This window comes from Microcoleus sp. (assembly GCF_041354475.1).
Lineage (GTDB): Bacteria > Cyanobacteriota > Cyanobacteriia > Cyanobacteriales > Microcoleaceae > Microcoleus.
Window position 1 is genome coordinate 1 of the sequence record NZ_JBGJZU010000074.1, and the last position, 8525, is coordinate 8525.

8 protein-coding genes and 1 pseudogene are annotated in these 8525 nt (G+C 46.3%); all 9 read left to right on the forward strand.

Annotation, left to right across the window (positions count from 1 at the left end; translation table 11 throughout):
• Window positions 1-249: pseudogene (locus ACBR23_RS22470) on the forward strand (RNA-guided endonuclease TnpB family protein); the annotation flags it as partial.
• A 26-nt stretch (window positions 250-275) separates the two neighbouring features.
• On the forward strand, window positions 276-473 hold the full coding sequence (locus ACBR23_RS22475; protein WP_341739858.1) for a hypothetical protein: 198 nt from the start codon (window positions 276-278) through the stop codon (window positions 471-473).
• A 20-nt stretch (window positions 474-493) separates the two neighbouring features.
• Entirely contained in the window at window positions 494-757 is a 264-nt protein-coding gene (locus tag ACBR23_RS22480; RefSeq protein ID WP_371120493.1) for an AAA family ATPase, read from the forward strand.
• A gap of 260 nt (window positions 758-1017) precedes the next feature.
• Entirely contained in the window at window positions 1018-2670 is a 1653-nt protein-coding gene (locus tag ACBR23_RS22485; RefSeq protein ID WP_341739856.1) for an AarF/ABC1/UbiB kinase family protein, read from the forward strand.
• Window positions 2671-3045: 375 nt separating this feature from the next.
• Complete coding sequence (locus tag ACBR23_RS22490) at window positions 3046-3792, forward strand: hypothetical protein (protein ID WP_371113636.1); 747 nt, start codon at window positions 3046-3048, stop codon at window positions 3790-3792.
• A 192-nt stretch (window positions 3793-3984) separates the two neighbouring features.
• Window positions 3985-4668, forward strand: coding sequence for a deoxyribose-phosphate aldolase (deoC, locus tag ACBR23_RS22495; RefSeq protein WP_371113637.1), 684 nt, complete (start codon window positions 3985-3987; stop codon window positions 4666-4668).
• Between the two features lie 25 nt (window positions 4669-4693).
• Complete coding sequence (gene recO / locus ACBR23_RS22500) at window positions 4694-5572, forward strand: DNA repair protein RecO (protein ID WP_341739854.1); 879 nt, start codon at window positions 4694-4696, stop codon at window positions 5570-5572.
• 206 nt (window positions 5573-5778) lie between these two features.
• Window positions 5779-7344: an MFS transporter gene (locus ACBR23_RS22505; protein WP_371113638.1), complete on the forward strand. Its 1566-nt coding sequence runs from the start codon at window positions 5779-5781 to the stop codon at window positions 7342-7344.
• Between the two features lie 24 nt (window positions 7345-7368).
• Window positions 7369-8525 (forward strand): glycosyltransferase family 4 protein (locus ACBR23_RS22510; RefSeq protein WP_371120492.1); only part of this gene is annotated, 1157 nt, incomplete at its 3' end.

Here is an 8525-nt window from a genome sequence, read left to right on the forward strand (position 1 = left end):
CTTCTGTGTTATCGGAATGAAATGGTTTTCACCGATTGCAATATTCGAGAGTATTGGGATGAGCAAAATTCTTTGATGGTAGATCGCGATCTTAATGCTGCGATTAACCTAAAAAGACTGGGGTTGGACATTTTCCCCAGTATAAAACGCCGTAGTGGGAATCTTTCTATAGTTGGTTCTATGGATAACAGTACCATCAAGGAAATCTTACATACCCTTCATCGGGCTGTTAAGAAGCCCACATCATAATCTGTACTCAGATTTGATGTGGGAGTATGTCACAGAACCTATCTTTAATTATAAGGCCCAATTGCGATCGCCTTTTCGATCAGATCGAGCTCTTGATAGAGTTGGCGGCTTTCCTGGAAAAATTGAGCGGCGGTGGCGGATTGATGCGGGATACGATGTTTGTAGATACTGTTGAATTGACTTTCTTCGCACCGAATGTTAATATTGATTGTAGTTTTTGGTAAAAATTAAAATTAACTGCACTATGACTGAAAAAATTATCTCAATGTTTAACAACAAAGGTGGAGTTGGAAAAACAACAATTCTCTGGAATTTAGGAGTTTCACTGGCCGCAGCAGGTAAAAAAACTCTTTTGATTGATTTTGACCCCAGTGCAATCTTTCTATTGCAACGATTGGTTATGAGGAGTTTGCTAAATATAATGTGCCAATTAAATATTTATCAACAAAAAGACCCACTAGAGATGCTATTAAATCGGGAGCCTGGACATATAGTCAAAGTAATTTGATGAAAAATATGGATAAAGAATATGATAGCTTAGCAAAATATATTATCAAAAACTTTTGAGAGTATTTTTGATCTCAAATTTCGAGGATGATTTTTTCTCCTCAAAATGCTTTTGGCTGTGTTAAGAATTGCGGTCTGTCAACCAAAATTCGATCGCCCCCTTCGCCCCCTCACCCCAAGTTATTCCCCTAGATACTGGTCAGCCCACTCAACAGCGCTATCCTAGTAGTTATAGTCATTAAACCCCGACCCGGAGGCCCCGTGTTCAGCCTAGTTCAAACCACTTCACGCCAAGGAGAAATCCTAGAAGTCGTCTTCCGCAACGGTTGGGACTACATGAAAAGCCTCCTCACCGGCCGCAAAACCGACGAACCCAGTCTGCCACCCCCAGCAGTCCTCCGCAACATCCTGATCGAATTAGGCCCAGTGTTTGTGAAATTGGGACAATTGCTGAGTACCCGTCCCGACCTTTTACCCACCGCCTACCTCGACACCCTCTCCTCCCTGCAAGCCGATGTTCCCCCCGTACCTTGGTCGGAAGTAGAAGTGATTATCCGCCAGGAACTCAAACTGTCGATCGAAGAAACCTTCTCCAAATTTAACACTCAAGCCGTCGCCGCCGGTTCGATCGCCCAAACCCACAAAGCCACCTTAAAAGACGGCCGCCAAGTCGCTCTGAAAGTGCAACGTCCCGGCATTGATATCATCATTGAACGAGATATTGCCGTCCTCAAAGCCTTAGCAGAACTTGTTGCCCTCACAGACTACGGTCAACAATACGATATCGTCGCCCTAGCCGAAGAATTTGCCACAGCCCTGCGCGCAGAACTTGATTTTATTCAAGAAGCTAGCTACACAGACGAACTCAAACGCAACCTTTCTAAAAGCCGCTGGTTTGACCCCAAACAAATAGTCGTCCCAGAAATTCAGTGGAAATTAACCACCAAAAAACTATTAGTAATGGAGTGGCTAGACGGCGTACCAATTTTGTTAGGTGATTTGCAAGGACTTCGCCACAACGGGGATGCAGATGCCGAACGCGAAGAAATTACCACCCTGCTTTGCCGCGCTTTCTTTCAACAGTTATATATCGACGGATTTTTTCACGCCGATCCACATCCCGGCAACTTATTTTACCTCAAAGATGGACGCATAGCCCTCCTAGACTGTGGCATGGTTGGTCGATTAGATCCGCGCACTCAACAGAGTTTGACAGAACTGTTACTGGCAATTGTGGATTTAGACTCTCAACGCTGCACTCAATTAACATTACAAATGGCAGAATTTGCTCAGCCTACTAGCTTAGCCAATCTAGAGAATGATTTGGCGAGAATGCTGCGTAAGTATTACAATGTCAGCCTGTCGCAAATGAACTTGTCGGAGATATTTTATGAAATGCTGGCCATCACCCGCAAAAATAAAATCCGACTGCCTAGCAACCTCGGTTTATATGCCAAAACCCTCGCTAATTTAGAAGGTCTAGCGCGCGCTTTCAATCCCAGATTCAACATTGTAGAACAGGTGAAGCCGCTGATGACCGATTTGTTTCGGCGTCAGTTATTCGGAGAAGATCCGGTGCAAGCTTTACTAAGAACGGCGCTGGATCTCAAAAGTTTGTCTCTGCAATCTCCACGGCAATTAGAAGTGCTGTTAGACAGAGTTACTTCGGAAACTTTGAAGTGGAATTTAACTGTAAAAGAAATCGATCCTCTGCGCCGCACTTTGGGGGATTCGGCGAATCGACTTTCTTTTAGTATTGTTGTGGGTTCGCTGATTGTAGGAGCGGCAATTATTTCATCTAATTCTCAAACTGCTCAACTATCTTTTTTGAGCAATGGTTTGTTTGCAGCGGCGAGTTTTTTGGGTTTGTGGTTAATTATTAGTATTCTCAGATCGGGTCGTTTGCGGGGGTAAAAACAGTTCACAAAAATTTACATCTCACGATTTAGTGGCCTAGCAGGATATAGGGCATTGCCACAACTCGCTTGACTGACGCTGAGATACGGTAAAACTGCCAAAGGTAGCAGAACGTCGATGAAGCGTCAAGAATCACCGCACCTGAAAGGGCCGTGAGTATGTCAATGACGTACCCTAACCAGGTTGTTTTCTGGTGCTGTTTTTAATATGGAACTACCCGATCGCAGCTTGTGTATCGGTAGGGTATACTCAGATGTGCCGATAGGTATCCTAATACTGCTCTATCCCCAAAGGCGATCGACAGCCTTTAATCCGGTATTGACAGGGAAACATAAGTAACCATATACAACTCATTACCCTAAGAAACACGAGATGAAAAAACTAATTTTACTGACTGGGATGCTACTGATGATGATGGTAAAAACAGCCTTTGCCAGCCCCCTAGCTCCAAAGCTTGAAACAATCGATCCGATAGCAACTTCGGAAATTCGAGAAACCATTGAGAAACCGAGCAACGATGTCGCAGCCCCACAAATTGAACCCATCAAGCCGATGTCAACATCGGAAATCCGAGAGACCATCAAAAAACCCACCACCTATATTTTTGAAGGCATCAAAGGACGAGAACTCACACTTTCCCTATGGGCTGGAGAACTGAGCGCCGAACTCTACACTCCCAGTGGCGAAAATTTGGGAACCCTTGACAAAAGAGATAATCAATGGGTAGGGAAGTTACCGGAGTCGGGCATCTACCGCGTCCGAGCCATCCCTAAACGCGAAACCAGTAGTTTTGTATTGGAACGTGACTTTAGTGCCAAGTGGACTTATCGCCCCGATCGCGTAATTCCCATAGCCTTCGGAGAAAAAGAAGGTAAAATTAAACTGAAAATGTCCGGCTACCAAATCCAGCCCCTGACAATTCAGGGGAAACGCGGACAGACAATGAGAGTCACTGCGAGCAACAAAAATCTAGATGTGGCGATCGAATCTCCGTCAGGAACACTCCTCGATCAAGGGGAAGGTCAAACTTTCGCTCAACTGCCAGAATCGGGAGTTTACCGAGTCCTCGTAGTTGCCAACAGACCAATCAAGCCTGCAATCAAAGTTTCTCTGCAATAGTCAAAATAGCCAGAGAAAAAATTGCCAAAATACTATTTTACTTCTCGCATTTGCCACCAAAAAATACCAAATCTCGCCTAGGGGCGAGTTTTTTTATGTCATAATATAAATTAATACTTAACCCTGGTTTCTTAATAATTAAACAGATTTAGATACATAATAAAGAAGTAGTAAATGCGGAGAAAAACCACCATGCCTGCAAACCAGTCAGACATAGATATTGCCCCCTCGATCGACTACGGCCTCATCGACCCGACAGCCACGCCAGACCAATTAGAAAACTGTTGCCAACAAGCAGAGAGATTTGGCTTTGTCACAGTGTGCGTGTACCCATGCTACGTCCGAAAAGCTGTTGAGCTACTGCACGGAAAACGTCCAAAAGTTTGTACTGTGATAGGTTTTCCTACCGGTGCTTCGACTTCCAGGGTGAAGCTTTACGAAGCCCTAGAAGCCGCTGACAATGGAGCCGTAGAGTTAGATGTTTCTGTTAACTTAGGATTATTGAAAGCTGGAAAAATTGACGAATTCCATCGGGAATTAGCGGAGATTTGCGAAGAAACTAATCTCACCATCAAAGCAATTATCGAAAGTTCTCTCCTTTCGGATGCGGAAAAACAATTAGCTGCGGAGATTTGTATGGAGGCTGGGGCTGCTTATATTAAAACCAACACGGGCTTTTTTGGGGCGGCGACAGTTGATGATGTACGGCTGTTGAAGGAAGTTACGAAGGGGCGGATTGGGATTAAAGCGGCCGGGGGCATTCGCACTCATGAACAAGCTCTAGATTTGATAATGGCTGGTGCGACTCGTTTGGGGACTTCTCGCGGTCCTGAATTAATCCGCCAGCGGGATAATTTGAACCAGAGAAATGAATAGTTAATCGTTAATTGTTATTGGTTAGATGATTAGAAATTACAAAGCAACTGGCATTAATCTCAAGAGTTCGCCCCTAGGGGAATCCGATCGCGTGTTGACAGTTTTAACGCGGGAGTTTGGTTTAATTAGAGCCGTAGCGCCCGGTGTTCGCAAACAACGATCGACCATCGGCGGTAGAAGCGAATTATTTGTGGTCAATGAATTGCTCCTGGCCAAAGGTCGATCACTCGACAAAATTACCCAAGCCGAAACTGTAGAGTCCCATCCGGGCTTGAGTCGCAACCTGGGAAAACTCGCATCCGCCCAATATTTGGCCGAATTGGCGATCGCCAGCGCCCTTTCCGATCAACCCCAAGAAGAACTATTTTGCTTGCTGAGCGAACACTTGAAGCGTTTGGAGCGTTTGTCCGATCGCACCGATGCAGACTCCCTAGCCTTACTTGTCGCCCACCTAGATCAGGCAATTTTTCACCTGCTAGCCATTGCCGGCGTTGCACCCCAAGTCCAAGTCTGCTGCGCCACCAGACGCCCCTTGATGCCAAATTTCAGAGATCCAAACTGGCAAATTGGATTTAGCATACCTTCGGGGGGAACCTTCAGCTTGTCCGAGTTAGCTAACCTAGAGACAGAACGATCCGAAGCAACGGGTTCGGCTCACATTGGGGCTTCCCGTTCCCCGAAAACTTCTGCCAGCAAACACTTGACAGATTTTTGTATAAATGCTAGGGAATTAAACGCACTGCAACAGTTGGGTAGCCCAGAACTCAAAATAGGAGGGATAGGCGATGGCGGAGCTTGGGTATCAGTAGAAAATATTTTGCGGCAGTATGCCCAGTATCATTTAGGTTGTGCGATTCGATCGGGAAGTTCGATCGATGCTTATTTAGAAAGTTTTGAGTTTTGAGCAGAGGAAAAAGAGCGATCGGCACGCTCCGAACCCCAATCAGGGCGAAACCCGAACCAGCAAGTAATTTCAGGTAAAGTCCAAAGATTCTGAGAACATTGGATAATAAAAAAGTCACAAATTATTAAACTTGGCTGTTCCAGCCCTAATTTGAATTTAACTCCCGCCGAATCTCGATCGTCAAGAACGATTTTGCCCCAAACCCCATGATGCGACTTTCCGATTCTGATTTGACAAGATCTGTTTTAAGCGTGACTCATCACCAGATGGAAGAACGAGAAAATTTGCCCAACTTCGACTCTCATCCAGTTTCCGATGTATGGAGCAAGGCCCAAGACTCAGCAATGGATAAATATCCCACCACTCCCGAACCAAACAGGGGAAATGGCCACGTCAAGCAACCGGAACAAAAACTCCCCCAGGAAACCACCCCCGAACCAACCGCCACCAACTCAGCAGCAATTGTCGAAAATCCCGAACCAGAAACAGGATTTCTGCCAATTCTGAAAAACCGTAATTTTTTAGCATTGTGGAGCGGCCAAATTTTCTCCCAGCTAGCCGATAAAGTATATCTGGTACTGACCATCGCCCTGGTAGCCAGCAACTTCCAAGCAGCCGATCAAACCATCAGCAGGTGGGTGTCAGCAATCATGATTGCCTTTACAATTCCCGCAGTGCTGTTCGGGGCCGCCGCCGGTGTCTATGTTGATAGATGGCCAAAAAAAGCAGTGCTCGTAGCCACAAACCTGCTGCGGGGAAGTTTAGTTTTAAGCCTGCCCATAGTGCTGTGGCTATCTAAAGGTATAGAAATAGGTCAATTACCCCTCGGATTCTGTTTGCTGCTGCTGGTGACCTTCCTAGTTTCAACCCTAACTCAATTTTTTGCCCCAGCAGAACAGTCAGCCATTCCTCTGATGGTAGAACGTCGCCACTTGCTCACCGCAAACTCCCTCTACACTACAACCATGATGGGTTCGGTGATTATTGGTTTTGCAGTGGGAGAACCCCTACTAGCTTTAGCCGATACTCTCTTTACTAACCTTGGTGGCGGCATCGGCATTGGCAAAGAATTAGTAGTAGGAGGAAGTTACGCACTCGCTGGAGTCTTGTTGCTTTCCCTGAAAACTGGCGAAAAAACCGAGGTGGAACACGAACCGCCACATCCCCTAGCTGACTTGAAAGATGGGCTACGTTACATCAACGATCAACCAAAAGTCCGTAATGCTTTAATCCAACTAATTATTCTGTTTTCCATTTTTGCAGCCTTAGCAGTTTTAGCAGTGCGGTTGGCCGAAATACTTCCAGGTATGAGGGCTTCTCAATTTGGCTTTTTGCTGGCGGCGGTGGGTGTGGGTATGGCCGCAGGAGCCACAACTGTTGGTTATCTAGGTAACAAATTTTCTCACTCCCAATTCAGTTTAATTGGCTCCATGGGCATGGCATTTGCTCTGATTGGTCTGTCTCTATTTACACACAATTTGTGGATATCCGTACTATTGATTACCCTGTTGGGTGTATTTGCGGCGATCGTCGGAGTGCCAATGCAGACTACAATTCAAGCAGAAACTCCAGAAGAAATGCGGGGAAAAGTTTTCGGGCTGCAAAATAATGCCACTAACATCGCCTTGAGTTTACCCTTGGCCTTGGCAGGAGTCGCTGAAACATTTCTGGGTTTGCCAAAAGTATTTTTGGCTTTGGCTGGGTTAGCGATCGCCGGTGGTGTCTTAACCTGGTATATTTCCCGTAATAGCACAGTCGATCGACTCCCATAAAATAACAAACTCAAATTTACTTGAATGCACATTGCTTGGCTGGGAAAAAAATCACCTTTTTGCGGTAACGTCACTTATTCTAGGGAAGTCACCAACGCACTTTTAGACCGGGGCTACCAAGTCAGTTTTCTGCACTTTGCCCAAGAAGCAGAACTAGAAAGTAATAAGGCAGCGTGGAGTATGGCTAAGGGGAAATGGGGGGCAGAAATTGCTGCCACCTCATTTGCTCAGTCGCTTCCACCCGCGAGTTGCAACGAAGTCTCCTTACCCTGTCTTTACAAGTCGCAAATTTATACAATTCCCACTTTCAAATCCAGTAAAGTGCTGATGAAATCTCTGCGGCGGCTGCAACCGGATGTCGTTCACGCTTCGCTGACCCTTTCGCCTCTAGACTTTCTGCTACCAGAAATCTGCCAAGAATTGAATATACCCCTGGTAGCAACTTTTCACCCGCCCTTCGATCGCAAATTGCGGAATTTGACATCAGGAACCCAACACCTGATGTATCAACTGTACGCGCCGTTTTTAGCTCACTACGACTCCACGATCGTATTTTCTCAGATTCAGCGGGATATATTGGTGAAGTTGGGAGTACCCGAAGAGCGGGTGGCTGTGATTCCCAATGGAGTAGACGCAGTTAAGTATTCTCCAGGGCCTTCGGGGTTGAAGTCGGAACTAAAGGCCGATCGGATTTTTGTCTACCAAGGCCGCATTGCCCCAGAGAAAAATGTCGAGTCCCTGCTAAAGGCCTGGAAACAATGTAATTTTGGCCCTGGAAACCTATTGGCCATCGTCGGCGACGGGCCCCTCGCCGCCTCGCTGCAACTATTCTACGGCGAAGATGAGGGCATTGTGTGGCTCGGATTTGTCGCCGACGAGGAACGGCGGATCGAAATTCTGCGGGGTGCAGATGTGTTTATTTTGCCTTCTTTGGTCGAGGGATTGTCGCTGTCACTCCTGGAAGCGATGGCCTGTGGCTTAGCTTGTTTGGCTACCGATGCTGGCGCTGATGGCGAAGCCTTGGAGGAAGGGGCTGGGATAGTTTTAAATACTCAGCGGGTGCGGAGTCAATTGCAAACGTTGCTACCACTGTTTTGCGATCACCCGGAAATGTCACAGATGCTTGGCCAAAAAGCTCGCCAACGGGCGCTCGATCGGTATACTCTCAGTCAGAATATTAC

Excerpts from the sequence above, each read along its gene's own strand:
- ACBR23_RS22490 (WP_371113636.1), top strand. The coding sequence starts at position 3,046 with ATGAAAAAACTAATTTTACTGACTGGGATGCTACTGATGATGATGGTA.
- ACBR23_RS22480 (WP_371120493.1), top strand. The coding sequence starts at position 494 with ATGACTGAAAAAATTATCTCAATGTTTAACAACAAAGGTGGAGTTGGA.
- recO (WP_341739854.1), top strand. The coding sequence starts at position 4,694 with ATGATTAGAAATTACAAAGCAACTGGCATTAATCTCAAGAGTTCGCCC.
- ACBR23_RS22475 (WP_341739858.1), top strand. The coding sequence starts at position 276 with ATGTCACAGAACCTATCTTTAATTATAAGGCCCAATTGCGATCGCCTT.
- ACBR23_RS22505 (WP_371113638.1), top strand. The coding sequence starts at position 5,779 with ATGATGCGACTTTCCGATTCTGATTTGACAAGATCTGTTTTAAGCGTG.
- deoC (WP_371113637.1), top strand. The coding sequence starts at position 3,985 with ATGCCTGCAAACCAGTCAGACATAGATATTGCCCCCTCGATCGACTAC.